The 25,002-nt window shown below is 33.6% G+C and carries 21 protein-coding genes and 1 riboswitch; of the genes, 18 read left to right on the top strand and 3 right to left on the bottom strand.

Annotated features, from left to right (window positions below):
• The first annotated feature begins 40 nt into the window (after window positions 1–40).
• From NNH57_RS12965 to bluB, 7 genes are all read left to right on the top strand, one after another.
• A complete protein-coding gene (locus NNH57_RS12965; RefSeq protein WP_074407356.1) occupies window positions 41–1,636 on the top strand; it encodes a SulP family inorganic anion transporter in 1,596 nt (531 codons plus the stop codon).
• An 11-nt stretch (window positions 1,637–1,647) separates the two neighbouring features.
• Complete coding sequence (locus NNH57_RS12960) at window positions 1,648–2,490, top strand: universal stress protein (protein WP_108809062.1); 843 nt, start codon at window positions 1,648–1,650, stop codon at window positions 2,488–2,490.
• Window positions 2,491–2,841: 351 nt separating this feature from the next.
• Window positions 2,842–3,936, top strand: coding sequence for a cobalamin biosynthesis protein CobW (gene cobW, locus NNH57_RS12955; protein ID WP_074407358.1), 1,095 nt, complete (start codon window positions 2,842–2,844; stop codon window positions 3,934–3,936).
• A 46-nt stretch (window positions 3,937–3,982) separates the two neighbouring features.
• Window positions 3,983–4,567 (top strand): cob(I)yrinic acid a,c-diamide adenosyltransferase, encoded by a 585-nt coding sequence (locus tag NNH57_RS12950; RefSeq protein WP_074407359.1) that lies wholly within the window; start codon window positions 3,983–3,985, stop codon window positions 4,565–4,567.
• 4 nt (window positions 4,568–4,571) lie between these two features.
• Window positions 4,572–5,264: a precorrin-2 C(20)-methyltransferase gene (gene cobI / locus NNH57_RS12945; protein ID WP_108809063.1), complete on the top strand. Its 693-nt coding sequence runs from the start codon at window positions 4,572–4,574 to the stop codon at window positions 5,262–5,264.
• Window positions 5,261–6,616, top strand: coding sequence for a precorrin-3B C(17)-methyltransferase (gene cobJ, locus NNH57_RS12940; RefSeq protein ID WP_108809064.1), 1,356 nt, complete (start codon window positions 5,261–5,263; stop codon window positions 6,614–6,616). The genes cobI and cobJ overlap by 4 nt, the downstream gene beginning before the upstream one ends.
• A gap of 5 nt (window positions 6,617–6,621) precedes the next feature.
• Window positions 6,622–7,278, top strand: coding sequence for a 5,6-dimethylbenzimidazole synthase (gene bluB / locus NNH57_RS12935; protein ID WP_074407362.1), 657 nt, complete (start codon window positions 6,622–6,624; stop codon window positions 7,276–7,278).
• 143 nt (window positions 7,279–7,421) lie between these two features.
• Here the strand turns inward: bluB and NNH57_RS12930 are convergent, their stop codons facing one another.
• Both NNH57_RS12930 and NNH57_RS12925 read right to left on the bottom strand, forming a co-directional pair.
• Window positions 7,422–8,885 carry a PepSY domain-containing protein gene (locus tag NNH57_RS12930; protein WP_108809065.1) on the bottom strand — a complete coding sequence of 488 codons (1,464 nt, stop codon included), beginning with the start codon at window positions 8,883–8,885 and terminating at the stop codon, window positions 7,422–7,424.
• A 103-nt stretch (window positions 8,886–8,988) separates the two neighbouring features.
• On the bottom strand, window positions 8,989–11,328 hold the full coding sequence (locus tag NNH57_RS12925; RefSeq protein ID WP_108809066.1) for a TonB-dependent receptor: 2,340 nt from the start codon (window positions 11,326–11,328) through the stop codon (window positions 8,989–8,991).
• Between the two features lie 104 nt (window positions 11,329–11,432).
• A riboswitch (cobalamin riboswitch) is annotated at window positions 11,433–11,622 on the bottom strand.
• Window positions 11,623–11,824: 202 nt separating this feature from the next.
• On the opposite strand from NNH57_RS12925, the gene cbiE reads away from it, so the two are divergent.
• The 10 genes from cbiE to NNH57_RS12875 all read left to right on the top strand — a co-directional run bounded on the left by cbiE (window position 11,825) and on the right by NNH57_RS12875 (window position 21,615).
• The gene (gene cbiE, locus NNH57_RS12920) at window positions 11,825–13,021 is read left to right on the top strand and encodes a precorrin-6y C5,15-methyltransferase (decarboxylating) subunit CbiE (RefSeq protein WP_108809067.1); all 1,197 of its coding nucleotides are present in this window, start codon (window positions 11,825–11,827) and stop codon (window positions 13,019–13,021) included.
• A 122-nt stretch (window positions 13,022–13,143) separates the two neighbouring features.
• The gene (locus tag NNH57_RS12915; protein WP_074407366.1) at window positions 13,144–13,545 is read left to right on the top strand and encodes a hypothetical protein; all 402 of its coding nucleotides are present in this window, start codon (window positions 13,144–13,146) and stop codon (window positions 13,543–13,545) included.
• A gap of 174 nt (window positions 13,546–13,719) precedes the next feature.
• A complete protein-coding gene (locus NNH57_RS12910; protein ID WP_108809068.1) occupies window positions 13,720–14,727 on the top strand; it encodes an NAD-dependent epimerase/dehydratase family protein in 1,008 nt (335 codons plus the stop codon).
• Window positions 14,724–15,737, top strand: a complete 1,014-nt coding sequence (locus NNH57_RS12905; protein WP_108809069.1) for a glycosyltransferase family 2 protein — start codon at window positions 14,724–14,726, stop codon at window positions 15,735–15,737. Before NNH57_RS12910 ends, NNH57_RS12905 begins: the two co-directional genes overlap by 4 nt.
• 94 nt (window positions 15,738–15,831) lie before the next feature.
• Complete coding sequence (gene cobM, locus NNH57_RS12900; protein ID WP_108809070.1) at window positions 15,832–17,688, top strand: precorrin-4 C(11)-methyltransferase; 1,857 nt, start codon at window positions 15,832–15,834, stop codon at window positions 17,686–17,688.
• The gene (locus tag NNH57_RS12895) at window positions 17,685–18,416 is read left to right on the top strand and encodes a precorrin-6A/cobalt-precorrin-6A reductase (protein ID WP_108809071.1); all 732 of its coding nucleotides are present in this window, start codon (window positions 17,685–17,687) and stop codon (window positions 18,414–18,416) included. The genes cobM and NNH57_RS12895 overlap by 4 nt, the downstream gene beginning before the upstream one ends.
• 190 nt (window positions 18,417–18,606) lie before the next feature.
• Window positions 18,607–19,704, top strand: a complete 1,098-nt coding sequence (locus NNH57_RS12890) for a cobalt-precorrin-5B (C(1))-methyltransferase (protein ID WP_074407371.1) — start codon at window positions 18,607–18,609, stop codon at window positions 19,702–19,704.
• The gene (locus NNH57_RS12885) at window positions 19,701–20,414 is read left to right on the top strand and encodes a hypothetical protein (RefSeq protein ID WP_074407372.1); all 714 of its coding nucleotides are present in this window, start codon (window positions 19,701–19,703) and stop codon (window positions 20,412–20,414) included. The genes NNH57_RS12890 and NNH57_RS12885 overlap by 4 nt, the downstream gene beginning before the upstream one ends.
• Window positions 20,415–20,481: 67 nt before the next feature.
• Window positions 20,482–20,934: a tRNA (cytidine(34)-2'-O)-methyltransferase gene (locus tag NNH57_RS12880; protein ID WP_074407373.1), complete on the top strand. Its 453-nt coding sequence runs from the start codon at window positions 20,482–20,484 to the stop codon at window positions 20,932–20,934.
• A 363-nt stretch (window positions 20,935–21,297) separates the two neighbouring features.
• On the top strand, window positions 21,298–21,615 hold the full coding sequence (locus NNH57_RS12875; RefSeq protein WP_074407374.1) for an Hpt domain-containing protein: 318 nt from the start codon (window positions 21,298–21,300) through the stop codon (window positions 21,613–21,615).
• 35 nt (window positions 21,616–21,650) lie between these two features.
• Here NNH57_RS12875 and NNH57_RS12870 read toward each other — a convergent pair whose 3' ends face one another.
• Window positions 21,651–22,814 carry a response regulator gene (locus NNH57_RS12870; RefSeq protein ID WP_074407375.1) on the bottom strand — a complete coding sequence of 388 codons (1,164 nt, stop codon included), beginning with the start codon at window positions 22,812–22,814 and terminating at the stop codon, window positions 21,651–21,653.
• Between the two features lie 505 nt (window positions 22,815–23,319).
• Between NNH57_RS12870 and NNH57_RS12865 the strand changes: the two genes are divergently transcribed.
• Complete coding sequence (locus NNH57_RS12865) at window positions 23,320–24,984, top strand: VWA domain-containing protein (protein ID WP_074407376.1); 1,665 nt, start codon at window positions 23,320–23,322, stop codon at window positions 24,982–24,984.
• The last annotated feature ends 18 nt before the right edge of the window (window positions 24,985–25,002 follow it).

Here is a 25,002-nt window from a genome sequence, read left to right as displayed (position 1 = left end):
TTGTACCTAAATGGGTATGCATTTTCAAATCTAAATAGCTATGAATAATTCAAATTTATTTAAAAATTTAAAGGCCGATATTCCGGCCAGTATTGTCGTCTTTTTTGTGGCGCTACCTTTATGTTTAGGTATCGCTTTAGCCAGTGGAGCTCCTCTGTTTTCTGGCCTGATAGCAGGTATTGTAGGAGGTATCGTAGTAGGAGCCATGAGTGGATCTGAAATTGGTGTTAGTGGCCCAGCAGCTGGGCTTGCAGCAATTGTACTAACTGCTATTGGTGCATTAGGAGGGTATCAAAACTTCCTTTTGGCAGTCGTTTTGGGTGGTGTGATACAATTAGCATTTGGTTTTTTGAAAGCAGGAATTATCGGGTATTACTTCCCATCATCGGTAATTAAAGGAATGCTTACAGGAATAGGTATTATTATTATACTTAAACAAATACCACATTTTTTTGGATATGATGCAGATCCAGAAGGTGATTTTGCATTCTTTCAGGTAGATGGAGAAAATACGTTTTCAGAAATTTTAAATGCAATTAATTCTATTAGTCCTGGAGCTACCTTAATAGCCGTTATAGGCCTTGGAATTCTTGTTTTATGGAGTAAAGTACTCTCTAAAAAAGGGAAAATATTTCAACTTATTCAAGGGCCTTTGGTGGCAGTTGCTGCCGGGATTATATACTTTGTAGTTATGGCAGGAAATAGTACCTGGGGAATCTCTTCAGAACATATGGTAAGTGTACCTGTACCAGAGGATGCATCTTCGTTCTTAGCGCAATTCAGTTTTCCAAATTTTGGAGCGATTACCAACCCTCAAATATGGGTAACTGCATTTACTATTGCTTTGGTAGCTAGTCTAGAAACTTTATTATGTGTAGAGGCTACCGATAAGCTAGATCCTCGTAAGCGTGTAACACCAACCAATCGAGAACTATTGGCTCAGGGAACAGGAAATATTATTTCTGGACTTATCGGAGGATTGCCTGTTACCCAGGTAATTGTGCGTAGTTCTGCAAATATCCAATCAGGAGGAAAGTCCAAAATGGCAGCAATCTTACATGGATTTTTGTTGTTAATTTCTATAATTTTAATACCAAAACTTCTAAATAAGATTCCGCTATCTGTATTAGCTGCAATTCTTTTTATCGTTGGATATAAGCTTGCAAAGCCAGGATTGTTTAAAACTATGTATCAATTAGGTTGGAAACAATTTGTTCCGTTTATAGTTACGGTTACAGGTATTGTATTTACAGATCTTTTGATAGGGATAGGGTTAGGCTTATTAGTAGGTGTTGTAGTTATTTTGATTAAAAGTTTTCAAAATTCACACTTCTTACATATCGAAGATAAGAGTAATGGCAAACATAAAATAAAGATGACATTGGCAGAAGAAGTAACATTTTTTAATAAAGGTGCTATTCTTAAAGAATTGGACAGCCTTCCCAGAGATACTTTTTTAGAACTTGATGTTCGAAAAACAAGATATTTAGACAATGATATTGTCGAAATTCTAGAAGACTTTTCCGAAAAAGCAAGAAATAGGAATATCGACATTCAGCTTATTTCAGAAAGAGGTACTATAGAAAACCCAGACAGTTTTATTAAATTTTTCAGATTACGCCCTAAAAGCGCTTAAAATAAAAACTTATGAAAAAACGTATGTTAAAAACAAAATACAGACTATTAGTATTAATTGATCAAACCAAATCCTCATACACAGCTTTACGCAATGCTGTGAATTTGGCAAAGGTTATAGATGCAGGAATAGAGGTTTTTTATGTAAAATCACCTATGCAGGTTGTTCAGTATGATAACCAAATAGCCGCATTACGAACATTAGACGAAGAAAGAATTGCATCAAAAAAGGCAATGCAAAAATTGGTCGACACTGTATCAGACAACGAAAATATTCCTATTATTTACAGTTTTGCTTTCGGGAATGTTATTACCGAAGTACAAAGCCATATTGCTAAAACAAATCCGGATATCGTTGTTATTGGTAAGCGAAAACCTAAACGAGTGAATTTTTTGAGAGGTGGATTAACTTCTTATTTATTGAAGAATTATAAAGGAGGGATTCTTATTTCTGGAAATGATAAGCATCTTATTTCTGGCCATAATGTATCTCTTGGTTTTCTTGATGATACCTCTATCCATAATGAAATTGGGATTGTGCAGGATTTAAAAAAGTGTACTGATATACCTTTTAAATTGTTTAAAATTAAAAAAACAGGATCTCAAATTAAAACACCAACGGCATTTTCACAACCTGAAGAGCAATCTATTGTAGAAAATACAGTAATCTTTGAGTTTGAAGAAGGAATGGATACCAGTAGTGGTCTCTCAAAATATATTGAAAAAAATAAATTGGGATTGCTTTGTGTAAAAAGAGAAACCAAACAAAAACTAAGTAAATCAATTGGTTTTGATACTAAAATTCAACAAACCATAAATAAAACAAATGTGCCAGTTCTTATACTGGATAACTAAAAATGCTGATGATGAGAGTAAATACTAAATAGAGGTAAAATGCAATAACACCTCTATGCCAGATTTGGATCCGGATATTGCCGGAATAAGAATAACCGATCATCAAAATATAAAAAAGCTGTCTGAAAAGTGATTTTTAGACAGCTTTTTTATTTATAGATTGTCAATAGAAATGAATACATGTTTACAGACTAATGATGAGGCGAAATCGTAATAAAACGATCTAATATATTTCTATTAGTAGATCATTATAGAAACATGAGTGCAATCTAAGATAAACATATCATAATTTGTTTTTTCCTTTAAGCAATAATAGATAGTTTTGCTTAGAATCATTTTTGATAAGAACATATGGCTTTAAACACACAAAAAATACCTGTAACGATTATTACAGGGTTTCTGGGATCTGGAAAAACGACTTTGATACATCAAATTGCTAAAAATGCAAATGGTAGACGATTAGCAATAATTGTTAATGAATTTGGAGAATTAGGAATGGATGGAGAAATTCTAAAGGGTAATGATTGTGGATGTGAAGAAGAAAATATATTAGAGTTGAGTAATGGATGTCTTTGTTGTACAGTACAGGAAGAGTTTTTGCCCACTATGCTTCAATTGATGGAGCGTAAACAGGATATTGATCATATTATTATCGAAACTTCGGGATTAGCATTGCCTAAACCATTATTAAAAGCTTTTAATTGGCCTGATTTGAAACCACAAATCACTGTAGATGCTGTAATTACTGTTGTCGATTGTGTAGGACAGGCCACAGGTGAAATATGTGACCGTGATAAAGTACAATCTCAGCGATTAGACGATGAAAACCTGGATCACGAATCTTCTATTGAAGAATTATTCGAAGATCAGCTTTCTTGTGCAGATTTGATTATAATGACCAAATCAGATTTAATCAATACAGAAGAATATAATCAAGTGAGGGATATTATCCAGAATCGTGTTGGTGACAACATTAAATTGATTTCTGCAGTAAAAGGTAATATTCCTGCAGATGTATTATTAGGAATTGATGCTAAAGCCGAAGATCATGTAGATGACAAACATTCTCATCATGAAGAACATCACCACCACCATGATCATGATGAACATGGTCATCACCATCACGACCACGATCATGATGATTCGATCAATTCTATTGTAATAGAAATTAAAGCACCTCATACTCCAGAAACGCTAATCAAAAATTTAAAAACATTAGTAGCAGAACATCATATCTACAGGATTAAAGGAATTATCTATGTGCCAGGTAAACCAATGCGTATGATTGTTCAGGGAGTTGCAGATCGGTTTGAAAACTATTTTGATAGAAAGTGGATCGATGGAGAAATCAAGGCTACTCGATTAGTAATTATCGGAGAAGAACTCGAAGAGCAAAAGATTCAGGAAATATTAGAAGAAAAATTGCTGGTAGGAGAAGGAGTATAACCATTCATTGACATAGTTTCAGTATTAATTTAAAATTTTTAATCCCTTGAAAATATACACACGTAAAGGAGATACAGGTAAGACTGGAGTCTTTGGAGGAAAAAGAGAATTTAAAGATTCTGCACGTATAGAATGTAACGGAGCTTTGGACGAGGCGAATTCTACTATTGGATTACTACGTGCAAAATTAGGTAATGACCACGAGTGGCAGCCAAATCTTCATAAAATTCAAAAAGATCTTATGGATATGATGTCACACCTTGCAAGACCATCAGATTCTAAAAAAGAAAACCCTAATCCCAAACCTAAAGACGGGGCAGATTTTTGTGAACAATGGATGGACGAAATGGAAGCCAATATTAGCTCTCCGTCTGACTATTTTTTATTACCAGGTGGAAATGAAATTTCAGCACTATGTCATGTGTGTAGAACACAAATCAGAAGAGGTGAACGTAGATTAGTTACCTTAATGCATGAAGATCCCGAATCTGTAGAAGAATATGTGGTAGCCTATATTAATAGATTATCAGATTTATTTTTCACTATGGCCAGAGCAGAAATGGATAAAGCCGGAGTAGCAGAAGAAAAATGGCAATTGTTTTTGTATAAAAGAAAAAAGAAAAGAACATAACGATTTGCATACAATTTATGGAATAGCTTTAGGACCCGGAGACCCAGAACTTCTTACACTTAAAGCGTTACGAATACTAAAAGAAGTTGATCTTATCTTTTATCCGGGATCTATTACCAAAGATCAAAAAAAGAGCTTTGTATATCCTATATTACAATATCATGGATTAGAGTATAAAGAACTAAAAGGATTTTTCCTAAACATGTCATACGATCGCCAAGAAGCTTCAAAAACGTATGCAACAACGGTAAAAGACATAGAAAAAGCTTATAAGGCAGGAAAAAAAATAGCGATTGTATGCGAAGGAGATATTAGCTTATATGCTTCTTTTTCGTATATATTAACAGCGCTTCAAGAATTGCAATTACCAGTATCTTTGGTGCCGGGAATCAATTCTTTTTCGCTGGGAGCATCGCAACACCAAATACCATTAAGTTTACTTAATGATAAAATTGCAATCGTTCCAAGAGTAAAAAATATTGCAGAAATCTCTAAATATTTTTTAGAATTTGATACCGTGATATTAATGAAAATACGCTCTGGTTGGAATGATTTTCACTCAGAATTAGTACAGAAAGATTGGAAATGTTATTATTGTGAACGTTTAGGAACCAATCAAGAATATATAACAACAGATTTAACCACTCTGACCAATAGAGAAATCCCATATTTCTCTTTATTAATTATCAAACAATGATCAAAGTTGTAGGACTAGGTCCCGGGCATTCAGATTATATCATTCCATTGGCTACACAGGCAATTTCAGAAGCCTCTGTAATCATAGGATATCACTATTATTTTCAATTTATTCAACATATAGTACGTCCTGATGCTTTATGTATCGGTAAAGAATTAAGTGAAGAAGAAAAAAGAGCAGAAATTGCAATACAACACGCTCTAGAAGGAGAACATGTTGTTGTAATTGGTTCTGGTGATGCCAGTATATATGCAATGGCATCTATAGTATATCAAAAGGTTGCAGAGCAAAAATTAGATATTCCTGTAGAGACAATACCGGGCATTTCTGCCTTTATCACAGCAGGAAGTAAATTAGGAGCTATCTTAGGTCATGATTTTTGTTGTATTTCCTTATCAGATTTAATGACTCCCTGGACCACAATAGAGAAGCGTATTCATGCTGCGGCAATGGGAGATTTTGTAACAGGGTTGTATAATCCTAAAAGTAAAAAACGGTATTGGCAATTGGGAGCGTTAAAAACCATTTACCTTAAATATAGACCCAAAACTACTCCTGTAGCGATATGCAAACAATTAGGAAGAACAGAAGAAGAGATTAAAATCACCACTTTGGCAGAGTTAGATGTCGATGAGGTAGATATGTTTTGTGTGGTGTTGATAGGGAATAGTCAAACTTTTAGATATAAAGATCATCTAATCACACCAAGAGGATATTTAAACAGAAAACCAGAGACTGGTGTAGAAATACAGCAAGCTAGTTTTAATGAGATATTAAATAATATCCCATCAAATACATTAGCAAACGATGCTTTATGGGCAGCAATACGATGTATTCATACCTCTGGTGATTTTGAATATATAAACTACCTGGAAACTTCTAAGCAGGCAATTACTACCTGGCATGATTATCTTAAAAATGGAGGAACAATCGTTACCGATGTAACTATGGTGGCTGCAGGAATTACAAAAGCGTATACCGCCAAATATGGTAACCAGGTGATTTGTTTATTAAATGATAAGGAATCTCTTCAGCTTGCAGAAAAAGAAGGATTAACACGAACACAGGCGGGAATAAAACTAGCTGCAAAAAAATACCCCAAAGCACTATTTGTTATCGGAAATGCACCTACCGCATTAATTGAGATTGCAGATCAGATTCAAGAAGGAATATTATCTCCGACAGGAGTTATTGGAGCGCCAGTAGGATTTATCAATGTAATTGAATCTAAAGAACGACTAAAAGCAATATCTCATATTCCGTATGCATTAATTACCGAAAAGCGAGGAGGTAGTAATTTTGCAGCGGCTATTGTTAATGCAGCATTTACGCTAGAAGAAGCTAAATTATAGAATATATGAAAGAGCATCCACAACGTGTATTTAACGATAAAGAACAAGCATTGCTCGAAGAGGTAATGGCGCATCGCAGGGATGTCCGAGGGAATCGATTTTTAAATACTCCCATATCTCAGGAGTCAATTGATAGGATCATAGAAGCTGCATTGGCAGCTCCTTCGGTAGGGTTTTCGCAACCCTGGGAATTTGTATTGATCAGAGATCAAAAAACGAAGCAAGCTGTAAAAGAAACTTTTTCTGAAGAAACGGCACGTGCCGCAATTCAATTTACAGACGAAAAGCAAAAAGAATACATCAAGCTTAAACTAGAAGGGATTTTAGAATCTCCTTTAAATATGGCAGTGTTTTATAAACCTGCAGAAGGCCCTGTTTTGGGACAAACAAGTATGCCTAATATGGGTAAATACAGTGTGGTTTGTGCGATACAAAATATGTGGCTTATGGCACGATCCTTAAATATAGGTATGGGATGGGTAAGTATTTTAGATCCTGAAAAAGTAAAACAGGTACTTGATGCTCCAGAACAAAACCAATTAATAGGATATTTATGTTTTGGGTATACCGACATGTTTTATAACCAACCCGAGTTAGAATTAAAAAAATGGGATCGTAAAAAACTTCAAAAAGAAGTTGTTATTCAGGAAAAATATAAATAATTGAGAATGTTACTACGCTTCGTTTTTAGCAAAATGAATTGCTCTGGTTGAGGTTTGTGAATTTTGTCATTTTTATTACACAGAAATTACTACAATCAAATTGAAAAGTAATAGATATATTAATGATATTCTACCGTAAAACTTTATTTTTTAGATTTCTTCTCCTTCCTTTTTACCCTTTTTCTATTTTTTCTTTTAATGAATTTAACTCCTAATCCAGTTGCCGAAAAACTAAGTACTGTACCTCCTGTTAATAAAATAAAAAGAACAATATCCCATAAAGGCCTGTTCCATGCCAGAAATGAGAAATCTAAACTATGTAAACCGTGATAAATCCAGCGTTGAATTTTGTTTTTTGTAGCACATTTGTATACTACCCTGGTTGTTTTTGGATTGATATAATAGGTTATATTTTTAGTGGTTTTAATTCTAATTATCGGTAAATCTTTATCATTATGTCGACTATAATAATAATTGTCATATTCTTTTAAGAGAATACTTTCTTTCACTTCATTTTCTGGAGAAAAAGAATTTACAATTTTTTGATAGCTATCTATGCTTAAAGAAGGGTTAGCGTTATATAAACTATATAAAGAACTTGTATTTTGAAAAAAAACTTGGGCATAAACATTATTTTGAAAAAAATTAAAACTTACTTCTTTAAATTTCTTTTGTTCTAACTGATTTAGAAAACTACTCCAACTATCCTCATTATAGTAATTTATAGTATGTTTTTGCATTTGCCATTTTAGAACTTCTTCTTTTTGTAATTGTGTACTAGGAGTCCATCCAAAAGGGGTCATACTCATCCACCCACTAAAAATCCAGGTACATACAAATACCCCAAAAACCAATCCAAAATAATAATGATAATTGTACCATTTGTTTTTGAATCTTTTAAACTTGGCCTTTGGTTTCTTTTTGTATCTCACCAATCCAGTTATTATACCTGTAATTACCATGATGAATCCTAATGCGGCTAACCATGTTACCAGTTGTGCCCATAATGTATTATGAATTCTAATATCCTTAAAGTAAATCCAATGAGGAATAGCACCCAACCACGACCAAAATCTTTCAGAACTGGTATTTATAGCAAGTAACTCTCCCGTTACCGATGAGATATAAACCAACGTATTGTTTTCGTCCTCAAATTCAATTTTGAAAATAGGCATATGTGGTAAATACTTTGTTCTTGGAATCCATTGGTCTAGCTCTGCTAATATTTGGATAGTAGAATTAGCCGTTATTCCTGTGTTTTTTGCTGCGATTTTTAGCGCTATCTCTTTTGTTAGGATTACTTTTTGTCCATTATCTGCATATTTGGAAAAAATTCCCCCCTGATCTGTAATCAAATGAAAAACAGGTCTATTGAGAACATAATTCAGTCTAAGTTGGGATATCTCGTCAATAGTATCATTTTTAAAAACAGTTTTAGGGGATAATACCTCAGTATTTACAGAACTAGAAAGCATTTCTATTCTTTCAGTTTCACTTAGATTTGGAAAACTTTGATACATCATAACAAAGCCCGATAAAAACCAAATTAAAAATAAAGCACAAAAAAAAGTGCCAAGCCAATGATGTAAAGAAATAATCTGTTTCATCTGTTTTTACAATATTTCAGTGGATAAATTGTAGATTTTATTAAAGTAATGGAAAATGTACCGATAGTTAGATTACATCGATACATTCTCCTTTTAAGTTTGTTTAAAATTTATATGCCAAACTTAATTTATAATTTCTTCCCTGGCCAGGGAAAAACTGATTTGAATAGATCGCATCGGTAAAATAAAGTGTATCGCCAATATTATTTATGTTTAATCCTATTCTAACTTTTTTTGCTTGATAATAAAGAGTTCCATCTATGGTCGTATACGATGGTAATGTATATGTATTGCTTGAATTGGTATAGTTTTTATCTACGTAATTTAGCCCTAATCCAGCTCCCAAACCTTGCAAATACCCTTTTTGAAATTCATAATTTCCCCAAAAATTAATAGAATTTTTAGGAGCATATGGTAACCTGTTTCCTGCTGGTATAGTCTGTAACGTTTTATTATAATCTCTAATTTTGGCATCTACGAAAGCATATCCTGCTTTAATATAAAATCCTTCAAAAGGTTTTGATTCAATATCGAATTCTATCCCTTTAGAATCTGCAGAACCTATTTGCTGGTAATCATCGACACTTGTTTTTTCTACGATATTATTTTTTAACATAAAATAAGCTGAAAGTGTAGCAGTAAACAAATCGTTTTTTTGAAACTTGATTCCTAATTCATTTTGAAAACCTGTTTCAGGGTCAAATACTTTTCCATCCGGAGTTACTCTTCTTGATGGTTTAAAATAGTTTGAATATGAAGCAAAAATGCTAATCATATCTTTTATTGGTTGGTAAACAATACCTGCCCGATATGTGAAAGAAGATGAAGGGATTTCTGTACGAACTCCAGAAGTAATTAAGTTCCTGTTATTGTCAATAATATCTCTATAATAAGTTCCGATAAATGTATCATAACGCAGTCCTATTAATGCTTTAAATTTATCAGAAAATTTAATCCAATCTTGCAAGTAAAAAGCGTATACTACCTCTTTTTTTATATCAACTTTATTATCTATTGTCTCAATGTGCCCTTGGTTTAAAGTAGGGTTTTGAACAGAAATAGTTGTAAAAGTTCCAGGGCCAATTACTTCTCCTCTAAAAGTCTTACGATCTAAAATACTGATAGAATTCCCTAGTAATGTCTTATGTTTTATAGTACCTGTTTTGAATGTATAGCTTAAATCTAATTGATTTTGCAAAGTTTTGGTTTTATGATTAAAATAAAACGGGAAAGCTCTGGTGATAGAATCTTTAGTTGGATTTAACTCTAAAAACTCTGTAGAAAGATAATCTATATCATCATTTGAATATGATAAGAGATTGGATAACTTTAAATTAGAATTAAAATCATGCGAGTATTTTATTTGATAATCAAGACGTTTGTGTTTTAAATAATCTTGCGGATCGTTGTATCTGGTCTCTGGATCCATTCCTGGGATAACAGAACTGTCTTCATCTACAGGAATACCAGTATCTGTATCATATACATCTTTATTAGTCTGAAAGTAGAAAGCTAACTTGTTATTTGCTGAAGGTGTATAATCTAACATTAAGGATCCATTATTAGTCGCTATACCATAATCTCTCCACCCTTGAGTACGTGTCGTTCCTATATCTACTCTATAGCGTAATTTATCTGAAACTGGACCACCAATACCACCTTCAAGATTATAAGTGTCATAACTACCATAAGTGGCTTTAAAATTAGCTTTTTGTTTATGTGTAGGTTTTTTGCGGACTATATTTATAATTCCTCCTAATGCCGAATGACCATATAGAACCCCTGCAGGGCCTTTGAGTACTTCTATTCTTTCTACATTTGCCAGGTTTGTTGAAGGTGCACTGGTAGATATGTTATGCCGTTCATCTCTAACACCATCAACTAGCATAACAAAATTATTAAATCCTCTAATTCTAAAAGTTTGGAAACCTCCATATCTATTTATAGGCCTTACGCCTGTAACACTTTTAACCGCATCTCCTATATCAAAAACATTACGTTGTTGCATAATTTCTCCATTAATACTGTTGGTAGTTACTGGGATGTCTATGTTTTTGATCCCTAATTTGTTTACATTTAGTATTTCTTTATTGGTTTTATTACTTCCCCCATTAATAAATACTTCTTCTAATCCAGTAATGTTTTTTTTAAGGGTTACATTCAAAATGAGAGATTCTCTATCCACAATAATATTTTTAGTAATTTGTTGATAGCTAATGGCAGAGAACGAAATGTTGTAATTCCCTTTTTCTAATGAGATCGAATACTTTCCTTCTTCATCTGTAATTGTTTCGTGATTTGTCTGTTGTATATAAACAGATACATTAGAAATTCCTTTTCCAGAAATTTGACTTTTTACAGTTCCAGTAATTGTAATGTTTGATTGTGCGTAGGTCATGAACCCCCATAACAATAAGACACTGCATAATACTAATTTTTTCATTTTTTAAATTGAGATTAAGCAGGGAAAAATGCAGAAATAAATAAAGACTACCTTTTAGGTTAAAGGCAGTTATTATTATTTTCACTCTTTACCCGAGAGTTAATAATTATTTAGATTTTATGGCAGGTCTCCTGACTTAATTCGGTAATTACCTCCTTCCCATAGCCTTTGCTACAGTGGTTTTATGGTACTACTTTTTTGTGAATCTTACAGTTGCGGGAACAGTTTTGGACTCTCACCAAATTCCCTTTTAATTTTCACCATAGGTGAAAAACCATTTATCGGGCGCAAATATAGTTTTTTTGCTGTTGGATCAAATTGAAAGTGATGTGTTTTCATTTATAATAACTGAATATTTTTTGCTCTAACACTAAACAATTGTAAATGAGAGAAAGGATATGGTTTTAGAGAGGAGTGATAAATATTTTGATTTCTATAAACTTTAACTTCGTAGCTTTGTTGATTCAATAAGAATATATACAACATCAATAGCACTATGATCTTCCATATTATAGGTATCGGAAATAAGACCCCGGATTTTACAACAGAACAACAACAAAGTATTCTGGACACCTGTGTTTTTAGTGGAGGAAGACGTCATTACGAATTGGTGAAAGACTATCTTCCCAAAAATCATCAATGGATAGCTATTCAATCTCCGATGTCTCAGGTATTCGAGGTATATGAAAAAGCAGCAGTACCGATTATTGTTTTTGCTTCCGGAAATCCACTGTTTTATGGATTTTCGAATACATTAAAAAATAAATATCCAGATGCAAAAATCATAACAACTCCCTATTTTAGTTCGATTCAATTATTGGCTAATGCAATGCATTTGAATAGTAACCAGTTAGAAACCGTAAGTGTGCATGGAAGAAGCTGGAAAGCATTAGATACTATCTTAATCCAACAAAAAGAAAGTATAGGAGTGCTTACAGATGCAGAAAAAACTCCAGCCACCATTGCAAAAAGACTTTTGGAGTATGGATATGATAATTATAAAATTATCGTAGGGGAAGACATAGAAGGAGAACAGGAAAAATTTCAGAAATTATCTTTATTGGAAGCTTCAACAATGAAGTTTCACTCACTGAATTGTGTGATACTAAAAAAAACAGCGCATCGTCAAATTGATTTTGGGATAAAGGATGCTGATTTTAAAGGCTTACCTGGCAGGCCTAAGATGATTACCAAAATGCCTATTCGATTAACTACCTTACATTATTTAGATATTCTTACTGTTGATATAGTATGGGATATCGGTTTTTGCACTGGATCTGTTAGTATAGAAGCCAAATTAAAAAACCCAGATATAGCGGTAGTTGCTTTCGAAAAAAGGCCAGAATGTGAAGCAATTATGATAGAAAATCAGAAATGTTTTGGCGTTCCTGGTATTCAGGTAGTAATGGGAGATTTTTTTGAACACGATCTTACTCAGTTTGCAAAGCCTGAAGCAATTTTTATAGGAGGTCACGGCGGCAGATTAGAAGAACTTTTTCTAAAAATCACTCCGGTTTTACAACTTGAAACCTGTATAGTAATTAATGCTGTAAAAGAAAGTTCGGTACAAGCTTTTAAAGCAGGTTGTAACAAAATAGGATATACCGTTGTAGAAGAATCCATACTGTCATTTGATAAATACAATCCAATTACGTTGCTTAAAGCAATAAAATTAAGATCTAAAACCAAATAGAAATCTAATTTTTTATTCAGTATCTGGTTTGCTTTTTTTAATAAAATTCACGGTTTCCAGTGTGTTATTCACTTCACATAGTGTATACTTTTGTATCTAAGTATTAGGAAAAGAATATGATTATGAAAAAAAATAAACTACTTAGTTTACTGATGATTGGTGCTGCTGTTCTATATTCTTTTAGAAAGAATGGTGATATGTCTAAACTTGACATGAAAAAGATAGAAATAGAAACAGAAGTAGAAGAAACCAACAGTGTTATAAGTACTATTTCTTCTGAAAAATTCCTTACAAATAATCTTATTGTAGAAGTTATAGATACTAAAAACATTCCATTACCGAATGTTGAAATTATTATTGATAAAACCACAAAAACTAACGATGATAATAAGTGTGTCACTTACGAAAACATTTTATTGAATGAAGGTTATTGCCTAGAGTCATGCACAGAAGATTTGATCGAATCACTCCCAAATACCCGCATAACACCATTTCTGATATTGGATTATCGTTATAGGCTTTAGAATCATTAGCGTCTGTTTGTAAAGCCTGTTATATAGAGAGTGTAAACAACAAGAAGTTTGTATCAAGCCCTATTATGGATCTTGAAAATAATTCATTTTAAACAAAACCTATCCCATATATGATCAATTTATGTAGGTTTGCCAAATGAAACGAGCATTAAAAAATTTCAACGTGTGAAAATAACTTCACTTGTAACTGGCGGAGCGGGATTTATAGGTTCGCATGTGGTCAATCATTTACTAAAACAAAATCACCAGGTTATAGTTTTAGATGATCTTTCCGGAGGAGATAAGGAAAATATAAACTCAGCAGCACTATTCTATGAAGGTTCGATACTAGACGTTACCTTAATACATACTCTTTTTGATAAGTATAAGTTCACCTATGTTTATCATTTGGCAGCCTATGCGGCTGAAGGACTAAGTCATTTTATTAGAAATTTCAACTACCAGAATAACCTGATCGGTAGTGTTAATTTGATTAACGCATCGGTAACCCATGAAGTGAAATGTTTTGTTTTTACCTCTTCTATTGCAGTCTATGGGACAAATACATTGCCATTGGTAGAAACACAATTTCCGCAACCAGAAGATCCTTATGGAATAGCAAAGTACGCAGTAGAATTAGATCTGATAAATGCACAGAAGATGTTTGGTATGGACTATATTATTTTCAGACCTCATAATGTATACGGAAGACACCAAAATATAGGAGATAAATATCGTAATGTCGTTGGGATATTTATGAATCAAATTCTTGAAAATAAACCGTTAACCATTTTTGGAGATGGTAAGCAAACCAGAGCTTTTACACATATTGATGATATCGCACCTTATATTGCTAGTTCGGTAACGATACCTGAAGCATATAATACAGTTTTTAATATAGGAAATGATACAGTATACTCTGTAAAAGAGCTGGCAATAGCAGTTAGTAATGCAATGCAATCAGAACTAGCTATAGAACAACTAGAAAAACGGGAAGAAGTGATTCATGCTTATGCTAATCATTCAAAATTTGATACTGTTTTTAACCCCAAAAAACATATAGATTTAGAAACTGGGCTTTTAGAAATGGCCAAATGGGTAAAAACTCATGGGGCGCGTTCTAGTAAAGAATTCCAAAACATTGAAATAACAAAAAAGCTGCCGAATTCCTGGAAAAAACCTTTAAAGCAATGACAAATCAACCACTAGTTACTATTATAATGGCTGTTAAAGATACGGCTCCTTATTTGCGGGATTGCTTAGATTCTATTCTGGCACAAACGTATCAAAACTGGGAACTTATTGCTGTAAATGATCACTCATCAGATGCTAGTCCAAAAATTTTACAGGAGTATGCTGCAAAAGACACCAGAATTCGATTTTTTAATAGTGATAGACCTAAATTAATCCCAACACTACAAGTGGGATATGCCGAGACCAAAGGAACATTGATCAACAGAATGGATTCTGATGATAAAATGCCAGCGTATAAAATAGAAGTACTTGTAGAAGAATGGAGTAAACACGGAAAAGGAACTGTGATTGCAGGAGGAACTGAGCATTTTGTTGACGAGGGAGTTGTAGGTGATGGGTTTCTTAAATACGAAAAATGGCTTAATGAAGTTGCCAGAACAAGTACTCACTATCAAGAGATTTATAGAGAATGTGTTATCCCGTCTCATTGTTGGTTACTACACAAAGAAGATTTTGATGCTGCAGGTGCTTTTGATCCGATTATATACCCAGAAGATTATGACCTCTGTTTTCGATTTTACAGATTAGGTTTAACTGTCGTAGGGATTGATAAAATTCTGCATCACTGGAGAGACCGGTCTGATAGAATCTCACGTACCTGGGAAGAATACAAAGACAATCGATATTTTGACCTTAAGCTACGCTTTTTCTATGAATTGGATAGAGATAAAACACGACCTTTAGTACTATGGGGCGCAGGGAAAAATGGAAAAGATATGGCCAAACTCTTACAATCTTATTCTGATGAATTTCATTGGGTATGTGATAATGAGAGAAAAATAGGAAAGGACATCTATGGAGTACGACTAGAGCATTATAACGATGTTAAAACGCTCGAGAATGCTCAGATAATTATTGTGGTAGCATCACCAACAGGGAAAAAAGAAATAGAAGAATTACTCTTCTTATGGAATAAAAAACCTGTTGTTGATTTTTGGTTTTTTGCATGACAAGTATGCATAATCTTAATAAACATTTTTTAAGACGTTAATAACCTAATATCTTTGTATCGTAGGTAAAATTTAATAGCTTTTTCAAAAACACATGTCAGAACACACTATAAAAGTTGCAATACTCTGTTTTACAGATCAGGGATTGTCTATTGCTAAAACCTTGCAAAAAGAATTTTATCGCTCTAAGCTGTTTACAACAAGAACAGTAGAAGCGAGTAAAGATATAAAGCAAATCAATTCGGTATCAGAGTTGATAGAAGACTCATTTCATAACTATGATGCATGGATTTTTGTAGGGGCTTTAGGGATTTGTGTGCGTAGTATCGCCGCACATATCAAAGACAAAACAAGTGATCCTGCTGTGATCAATGTTGACGATCAGGGAAAATTTGTACAAGCTGTACTTAGCGGTCATATTGGTAAAGCCAATACACTCACAACTCAAATCAGTAGAATTCTTAATGCACAAGCTGTGTTATCTACATCTAGTGATTTGCAAAACCTATGGGCACTGGATACGCTAGCGGAAACCTATGGATGGAAAATGATGAGTTCTATTTCTACAAATAAGATCATATCTTTGTTTGTGAATAGGAAATCTACAGCATTAGTGCTAAAAGTTAAGAATAAAGGAGTTCAACACCTGGAGAAAACCTGTCCGGATTTTGTAGACATTTATTATGATCAGAAAGATTTTGAACATAGCGACTATGAATTAATACTATATGTGGGTTATGAACTTGTTACTACAGAGATTCCTCTTCTTTCTTTCTACCCTCCTTGTGTGGCATTAGGTAGTGGGTGCGCAAAAGGTATAGAGCCTCAACTACTAATGAAAGGATTAGAGTCTGCATTAGAAGAACAGCATATCGCGATAGAAAGTATCTACGCTATTGGATCTGCAACTATTAAGAATGAGGAACAAGCATATCTTGATTTTGCAGCGTATTATAATATTCCTTTTATTACCTATACAGGCGAAGAACTCAATACTATTACAGTTGCCAACCCTTCAGAGGTTGTAAAGGAAAAAGTAGGTGTTTATGGTGTTTCTGAAGCTGCTGCAGCATTAATAGCAAGTCAGTCAAAATGGCTGGTCGAAAAAACAAAAGCGCTCACACCGTCTGGTAAGAAATTTACTTACGCATTAAGCTTGTCGGCCAGATATGAGCGTAAAGCAAGTATTGCAATTGTGGGTGCAGGATCAGGAGATCCAGAATTATTGACTCTAAAAGGGCAGTACATTCTAGAAAATGCAGACTGTATTTTATATGCTGGGAGTTTGGTGCCAGAAGCTTTGACACATATGGCAAAAGAAGGCACACTGGTACGTAATTCTGCATCGATGACCTTAGAAGAGCAAATAATGATCATTGATCAATATTATGAACAAGGAAAATCTATTGTGCGCTTGCATTCTGGGGACCCTTCTATTTATGGAGCGATACAGGAGCAGATGACTATTTTTGACGAAAAAGGATACGATTACTATATCGTTCCGGGAATTTCCTCATTTCAGGCGGCAGCTGCGTATCTCAAATCAGAATTTACTATTCCCGAAGTAGCACAAACGATTATCCTTACCCGGGGAGAGGGAAATACACCAATGCCAGAGCATGAAAAAATTGCTGATATGGCAAAATTAAGAGCTACCATGTGTATTTTTTTAAGTGTTGGTATAGCTAAAAAAATACAAGCACAACTTTTGGAACATTACCCAGAAAATACACCATTAGCGATACTATATCGCGTAAGTTGGGAAGATGAAGAAGTATGGACTGGTACCCTTTCTGAACTAACTACTATCATCAAAAAAAATAAGCTAACTCGTACTGTGCTTATTGTAGTTGGCGAAGCAGTAGGTGCTCGTAAAAACAGATCGTGGTTATATGATGATAAATGGCATCATATCTTTAGAAAAAAAGAAAAAGAAATTCAATCTTCATGATACTCGTTTTTGGAGGTACTACGGAAGGGAAACAAGTTGCCAGAATATTGGATGAACTAGAATATCCATATTACTATTCAACCAAAACAAAAGTGGATTATAAAGGAAAAGGAACTCCAATACATGGAGTAATGACACGTTCTCTATTAGAAACTTTTTGTAAGAAACATGAGATTACACATATTATTAATGCTTCTCATCCTTTTGCGGTACAATTACATCAAATGATTTCTGATATTTCGATCGCATTACCTTTAATACGTTTTCAAAGACAGTTTTCTCCCAGAATACGAGATCAAAACGTATCTTATGTAGATAGTTTTGAAGAGGCGATACGTTATTTTAATAAAAACAACTATAGTTCATTATTGGCACTTTCGGGAGTACAAACTATTGCTAAATTACGATCTTACTGGGAAGAACACCTCACCTGGTTTCGTATTTTAGATCGAGATAGCTCCAGGGCGATTGCCGATGAGGCGGGATTTCCAAAAACAAAGTTATTATTTGGATATCCGCAATCTAAAGCAGCCGAAACGGAGTTGTTTACCAAACTATCTCCAACTGTAATTTTTACTAAAGAAAGTGGAAGTAATGGGAAACTGGAAGAAAAAATAGCTGCGGCTCTGGCTGTAAATATCCCGATAGTCATTCTCAAAAAACCAAAAATTTCTAATCGATATCTTTGTATCGATACAAAAGCAGCGTTGATTAAAATAATTAGTTAAGAATTTCTTTAATGATGGTATTTTGCGTGAAGGATAGTAGTGAAAACCCCGCAGTATTGTCTTGCTGAGCTTGTCGAAGGATAGACGATGTGAGGAGTTGTAACGAATAGCCTGACCCAAAGGGACACGCCAAGAGAAAAGACAATGGTTTATGAAAAGAGAATCGGATCAAACCAACAATCAATAAGTATTGAGCGAATTACAAGACATACCAGATAAACCATTACGAAAAGGGTATACCACAGGAGCCTGCGCCACGGCTTGCGTTAAAGCTGCATTATGGAGTTTAGTAACCCAACAGGAAATTACTGAGACCCAAGTGCAATTGCCTATAGGTGAAATCGCTACATTTCGAGTTCAACCCAATAAATTAACACAAAAGGAAGCTACATATTCGACAATAAAAGATGCGGGTGATGATCCTGATGTAACCCATAACGCAGAGATCATGGCTACTGTATCTCTTAATGATACTGGAAATATTCTTTTTAAAAGAGGAAAAGGAGTGGGGCTAATTACCTTACCGGGATTAGAAATACCTGTTGGAGAACCCGCCATTAATCCAGTCCCCAGAGATATGATGCGTATCGTTTGTAAAAAGATAGTATCAGACCATCAGCTTGAAAAGAGTGGAGTAACCATTACCATATCTGTAAAAAATGGAGAAGAGCTTGCTAAAAGAACATTGAATAGCCGTTTAGGGATATTGCATGGAATTTCAATATTGGGAACTACTGGTATTGTCACTCCGTTTTCTGCCGCTTCTTATATTGCTAGCATTCAACAAGGGATTGATGTTGCTGTTGCAAATGGTATGACAGAATTATTAATAAACTCTGGAGCTCGTAGTGAGAAAATGTTGAGGTCTATATTCCCTGATATTTCAGAGGTATCTTGTATACATTATGGAAACTGGATACAGGAAACTTTCGAAAAAATTCATCAATCTCCTCAGATTACTAAGGTGTCTATGGGGATTATGTTAGGAAAAGCATCAAAATTAGCACAAGGCAGAACCAATACACATAGTGGAAAAACAACATGGGATAAAGATTTTATATATCAACTGGCTATATCTGCAGGATACCCAGAGGAAATTGCTAACAAAGTTTTAGCATTAAATATGGCAGGACGTCTTCGGGAAATTTTTACTTTTACAGCCCAGGAAAATTTTTATCAAAAACTAATACAAGAATGCCATTATCATTGTCAGAAAATAGCGCCAAATGTAACGATTGCTATGTATTTGATTAATAACGATGGAACTCACATATCATATACTATATGAACATCATGAATCTTGCCCGCCCTCTGATAGCAGGGGTTTTACATTCTTTTGAACCGGATCATATGTCTGCAGTATCGGTACTTGCGGCAGAAAATGCTATTCAAAAAAAGAAAGTGTCTTTTAAGACTGCCTTTACAGCATCTCAATGGGCATTAGGACATTCGGTAACTTTGCTGATGTTTGGAGGGATTGCTTTGGTATTTAGAGCAGCCTTACATGCTTTTGTAGAGAGTATCTCTTTCTGGGCAGAATTTTCTGTCGGTCCAATTATGATTTGGTTAGGCGTAACGGCCATCAAAAGAAATCATAAGATTAATGAGATGATGGCAGATCATAAAAAAATAGAAGAACATGAGCATACGGCTAATAATCCTATTCATCTGCATGGAAAAAGAGGCGAAGAAATTGCGATGAACCCTATTAACAGATCGTTTTGGATAGGGATGTTACATGGATTGGCAGGTACAGGAGGTGCGCTAACCTCTGCACTAATTATTAGTGCAGATACCATCTCTGATGCTATCCTGATATTAATAGTAGAGTCTATTGGGATTATCTTCTCTATGGCGATATATAGTTATGTACTGATCTTTACCATGAGCCGTTTTATAGAGCGTAATATGTCTATATTTAAATGGATGAATGGTGTTATTGGTATCATTTCTATACTAGTAGGGCTTATCGTATTACAAAGTGTACTTTTTGAATAACCTTAAGTATATTAGTTACTGGCATATATTGCTTATAAGTGATTGAAGAGTGTAGATATAATAAAGAATGGCATATAATATTGTACTTGTAGAACCAGAAATCCCTATGAATACGGGTAATATTGGTAGACTTAGTTTAGCATCGGGATCAAATCTACATTTGGTAAAACCATTTGGATTTGAATTAAGTGATTCGAGATTAAAAAGAGCTGGGTTGGATTATTGGAAACATATTTCGGTACATATGTATGATAGTATAGATGAATTTTATGTTGTTAATAAGGATAAGAATATGGTATACCTATCGAGCCATGCAGAAAAAGACTACTGTTCTATACCCTATGAAGATGATCTATTTTTTGTTTTTGGAAAAGAATCTACTGGTTTGCCAAAAACTATAACAGAAAAATATCCGGATCAACTCTATAAAATACCAATTTACAGTGATAAGGTAAGAAGTTTAAACTTAGCCAATGCTGTGAGTATTGTAGTCTATGAAGGGATAAGAAATATTAAATAGCTCTTAATTTTACTTTCCAGAGTTAAATTTTTGACCTTTGTTATACAAATTTTAACTGCGTCGACTCTATAACGGGTCTCTTAGACTTTCTGATGGGTCTTTTTGACGAAGTATTTAATCACGAGCTTTCAATTTTGAGGTGATATGGTTAAAATTTTAACCTTAAAAGCTGAAATTTTGATGATCATTATTAAAACCTGATTATGAAAACAGGGGAGCGGCAATAATATAATGTAATTACTTTTTCAAAAAGAGAATAAAAAAACATATTCAGAGAGTATTATTGGTATCATTTGGATAACAATTATAGAATAAGGAGTATTTTTAGTACTTCGAATACTCTTATTGATAAAAACCAACTAAATGGAAGAACCAAATTTATCAGAAATAAATAAGATATCTAATGGAGATAAAGCCTTTGAGGAAAAGATGTTAAATGTTATCAGAAAAGAATTTCCGATAGAAAAAGAACAATATTTCAGTAGTTTAGAAAATAAAAACCTTGTAAAAACTGCAGAATATGTGCATAAGTTAAAGCATAAGGTCAGTATTTTTGGACTTGAAAAAAGTTATGAAATAGCAACAGATTATGAAAACAATTTGAAAGAAGAAAGTTATGATCTAAAGGAGGATTTTGAAAAAATTTTACAAATGATAACAGAATACATAAGTACACTATAACTCTTTTTATAATTGGTTTTTTTGCTTCTACTATTTTACTTAAATTTTGATTTGACTTTAAAATTATAGTAATATGCGATTTGAGCAAGTTGCCCTACAATCTTCACAGAATCTTTCATAGATAACTTAGAACCATCAGCATGTACCCATCGTTTAAGTGGTTGCTCACATATATAAGAAATGGCTTTTTCTTTCCCATAAAACTTACGCATCTTCATAAAAATTTCTACATCAAATAACCATTTTGTAATAAATTTTTCTCTAAACATTTCATTGACTATTTCTCTATCCATTATTTTGGCACCACATTGTGTATCGTTAAAAGACATACCTAAGATGTTTCTAATAATCAAATTAATAGTTTTGCTTATTATTTTTCGTGCAGACTCTTTGGTGATATTTGCTCCCATTCTACTCATTCTTGAGCCACTTACGATTTTAAATTTTGAAGATTCTATAGTTTTAACCAAATCATCAAAATCTTTAAAGTCTGTTGATAAATCAGCATCTAGATATCCTATATAATCTAACTGTGAGTCTTTGGAAAGATGAAGAACTCCTTGTCTTACAGCTTCTCCTTTTCCTCCATTTTTAACACAATTATATACACTAATGTTATCTTCTCTCCCTTCAGATAGTTTTTTTAATACTTCTAGAGTATTATCTGTACTTCCATCATTAACAAAACATAAATGATATCCTAAGTTACTGTGTGCGAAATCGGTAAATTCTGTACTCAAAATTCTTGCCTCTTCATTGTAACAAGGGATTACAACCCCAACGCAATGTCTTTGTAGCATTTGACCTTTAGAGTTGTTTTCTAGCTTTTTTGTAGGTTTTACACCAAGAATTCTCGCAATACGAGCCGAAATTTCATTAAGCGATAATGGTTTTTTCATATAGTCATCTATCCCCAGATCAAAACCATCTATAATAGTATCTTCATTTGTATTACCTGACATCACCAAAATATTAACATCTGATTTTTTTTCTTGACGAATATTTTTAATTACATCAAGACCAGACATTCCATCCATATTAATATCTACAATAACAATATCTGGTTTAAAACTATCAAAAAGATCTAATCCTAATTGACCATTATCTGCACATTTGATAATGTATCCTGTGTCAGAGAGGTGTTTTTCTATGGATAATAAAACAAGTTGTTGGTCATCTATTGCTAAAATTTTCTTCATTTAAAGTAGGTTTCACGATATAACAATTCAGTAAATAAAATCGATATATGTATATTCAAAAAAATACAAATAGGGGTAATTAGGTAAGAGTAGAAGACTAACTTCTTTAACGAATATAATTTTTATAGGGTTTCTTATTCGTTTGCATTTTGACTAGAAATTGAGCACTTTTCTATTAAAAAGAAAATCAATAACTATTCTAAAAATAGGAAATTATTAAGAAACTAAGCTTATAAAGTGTTAATGTTTTATAATGTACTATAGATTTTGTAGGATAATTGAGTAAAGATTAAAACTCATTTCTATTGTATTTTTTTATGAACTTAATAGAGGTTATTAAAAGTGATATCACCAAAAATAAAATTAGTAACCAAAAAATATGAGGGTAATAGTAGTTCTAATTATTCTTTGTTTTGTGCATATAGAAAATAGAAGATATAAATAAAAAAGCATACCAATTCTACTTATATAAATCCGTATTTTTACCAATCATACAAAAATACAGATGAAACCAAAATATACCTATCCTTTTACTGCCATCCCCGATCAGGAAGATTTAAAATTATGTTTGTTACTCAATCTGGTAGATCCAAGTATCGGAGGAGTGCTGGCAACAGGAGATAAAGGTACTGCCAAAACTACTATGGTAAGAGGGCTGAGTCAATTGATGGGAGAAGATTTCCCATTTGTTAACTTACCTATTGGCGCTACCGAAGATCGGGTATTAGGAAGCATTAACCTGGAGGCATTGATTAACCAGAAAACTACGATTGTAGATAAAGGGTTATTATCGCAGGCTCATCAAGGGTTTTTGTATATCGATGAGGTAAACCTTCTCAATGATTACCTAATGGATGTATTATTAGACGCTTCGGCAACAGGAGGGTATCACCTGGAGCGTGAAGGAATCTCGCAATGGATGAATAGCCGTTTTTGTCTTGTTGGTACAATGAACCCAGAAGAAGGAGCATTACGCCCACAGTTATTAGATCGGTTTGGATTAAGTGTTACCATCCAGACTCCTAAAGAAATGAAGACACGTACCAAAATTGCAATGCAACGTCTTAGTTTTGATAGTGATCCAATAGCATTTTATAATCGGTTTCAAGAAGAAGAACAGATAATTAAGAATCAGGTTATTTCTGCCAGACGTATACTTAATGCTATAGATATTCCAGAATCAATACAAGAACAATGTGCAGCATTAACTATTGCTAATCAGGTAGAAGGAATGCGTGCAGATATCTTACTTTTAAAAACGGCAAGAGCATATGCAGCATTTTATAATGAGAAACAGGTAACTGAAGCAATGGTAGATAGTATAGCACCTTTTGTATTACAACATCGTGCAAAAGAGTATACACCTCCAACAGATCAGAATAAAGAAAACCCATCTGATGCAGAGAATCATACACCTCAGGAAGAAAGTGCACCTCAAAACGGACAAAATAATAACACATTTCAGTTACCTAAAACTGTACAACAAGGATTGAAATTTTCAGCTTCAAAAGCGACCAAAAAACAGGAAATCCTTTTAGATACTCAACAGAAGTTATACTCGGTATCATATCCGGCAGAACGACAACAAGAAATATCTGTACTTCAATCTGTACAACAATACCTGAAGACGGGGAAATTTAGAGCAATATATAAACAAGCAACACAGAAAGCTGCAGCACGAATTATATTTTTGATAGATACCAGTGCGTCTATGGCACTAGATCAGCAAATGGCATACTTAAAAGGAATCATAGAGAAAACAATTATGTCGTATCCTCTGCAAAAAATCCAGTATGCTATAGTTGGTTTACAGGATACTACAGCAAAAATTATCCAGGAATTTACGGCTAATACCCAAGAAATTTCAAATATAAATCACCAATTAAAAACAGGAGGAAAAACGAACTTAGGAGCTGCTTTTTTAAAAGTATATGAGTTGCTGCGATCTGTAAATACGCAAACAGTACAACTGTTTGTCTTTACAGATGGAAAAATAAATGCGGGAGCAGAAAATCCATTTCAATATGCAATCACCGCGTATAAAAAATACTTGGCGAGGATTCAAAAAGCTACTGTTATTGATACCGAAACAGGGTTTGTAAGATTAGGTAAGGCCAAGCAATTAGCACAACAGCTAAAATTGAATTATACTACAGTTTCTGATTTCTAAAAGCACGGTGATCTAAAC

This window comes from Aquimarina spinulae (genome assembly GCF_943373825.1).
GTDB classification, from domain to species: Bacteria; Bacteroidota; Bacteroidia; order Flavobacteriales; family Flavobacteriaceae; genus Aquimarina; species Aquimarina spinulae.
This window is presented reverse-complemented; position numbering and strand designations above follow the sequence as displayed.

What these genes read in the sequence shown, in the direction of transcription:
- NNH57_RS12965 (WP_074407356.1), top strand. Translation starts at nt 41, where the DNA reads ATGAATAATTCAAATTTATTTAAAAATTTAAAGGCCGATATTCCGGCC.
- NNH57_RS12960 (WP_108809062.1), top strand. Translation starts at nt 1,648, where the DNA reads ATGAAAAAACGTATGTTAAAAACAAAATACAGACTATTAGTATTAATT.
- cobW (WP_074407358.1), top strand. Translation starts at nt 2,842, where the DNA reads ATGGCTTTAAACACACAAAAAATACCTGTAACGATTATTACAGGGTTT.
- cobJ (WP_108809064.1), top strand. Translation starts at nt 5,261, where the DNA reads ATGATCAAAGTTGTAGGACTAGGTCCCGGGCATTCAGATTATATCATT.
- bluB (WP_074407362.1), top strand. Translation starts at nt 6,622, where the DNA reads ATGAAAGAGCATCCACAACGTGTATTTAACGATAAAGAACAAGCATTG.
- NNH57_RS12930 (WP_108809065.1), bottom strand. Translation starts at nt 8,885, where the DNA reads ATGAAACAGATTATTTCTTTACATCATTGGCTTGGCACTTTTTTTTGT.
- NNH57_RS12925 (WP_108809066.1), bottom strand. Translation starts at nt 11,328, where the DNA reads ATGAAAAAATTAGTATTATGCAGTGTCTTATTGTTATGGGGGTTCATG.
- cbiE (WP_108809067.1), top strand. Translation starts at nt 11,825, where the DNA reads ATGATCTTCCATATTATAGGTATCGGAAATAAGACCCCGGATTTTACA.
- NNH57_RS12915 (WP_074407366.1), top strand. Translation starts at nt 13,144, where the DNA reads ATGAAAAAAAATAAACTACTTAGTTTACTGATGATTGGTGCTGCTGTT.
- NNH57_RS12905 (WP_108809069.1), top strand. Translation starts at nt 14,724, where the DNA reads ATGACAAATCAACCACTAGTTACTATTATAATGGCTGTTAAAGATACG.
- cobM (WP_108809070.1), top strand. Translation starts at nt 15,832, where the DNA reads ATGTCAGAACACACTATAAAAGTTGCAATACTCTGTTTTACAGATCAG.
- NNH57_RS12895 (WP_108809071.1), top strand. Translation starts at nt 17,685, where the DNA reads ATGATACTCGTTTTTGGAGGTACTACGGAAGGGAAACAAGTTGCCAGA.
- NNH57_RS12885 (WP_074407372.1), top strand. Translation starts at nt 19,701, where the DNA reads ATGAACATCATGAATCTTGCCCGCCCTCTGATAGCAGGGGTTTTACAT.
- NNH57_RS12880 (WP_074407373.1), top strand. Translation starts at nt 20,482, where the DNA reads ATGGCATATAATATTGTACTTGTAGAACCAGAAATCCCTATGAATACG.
- NNH57_RS12875 (WP_074407374.1), top strand. Translation starts at nt 21,298, where the DNA reads ATGGAAGAACCAAATTTATCAGAAATAAATAAGATATCTAATGGAGAT.
- NNH57_RS12870 (WP_074407375.1), bottom strand. Translation starts at nt 22,814, where the DNA reads ATGAAGAAAATTTTAGCAATAGATGACCAACAACTTGTTTTATTATCC.
- NNH57_RS12865 (WP_074407376.1), top strand. Translation starts at nt 23,320, where the DNA reads ATGAAACCAAAATATACCTATCCTTTTACTGCCATCCCCGATCAGGAA.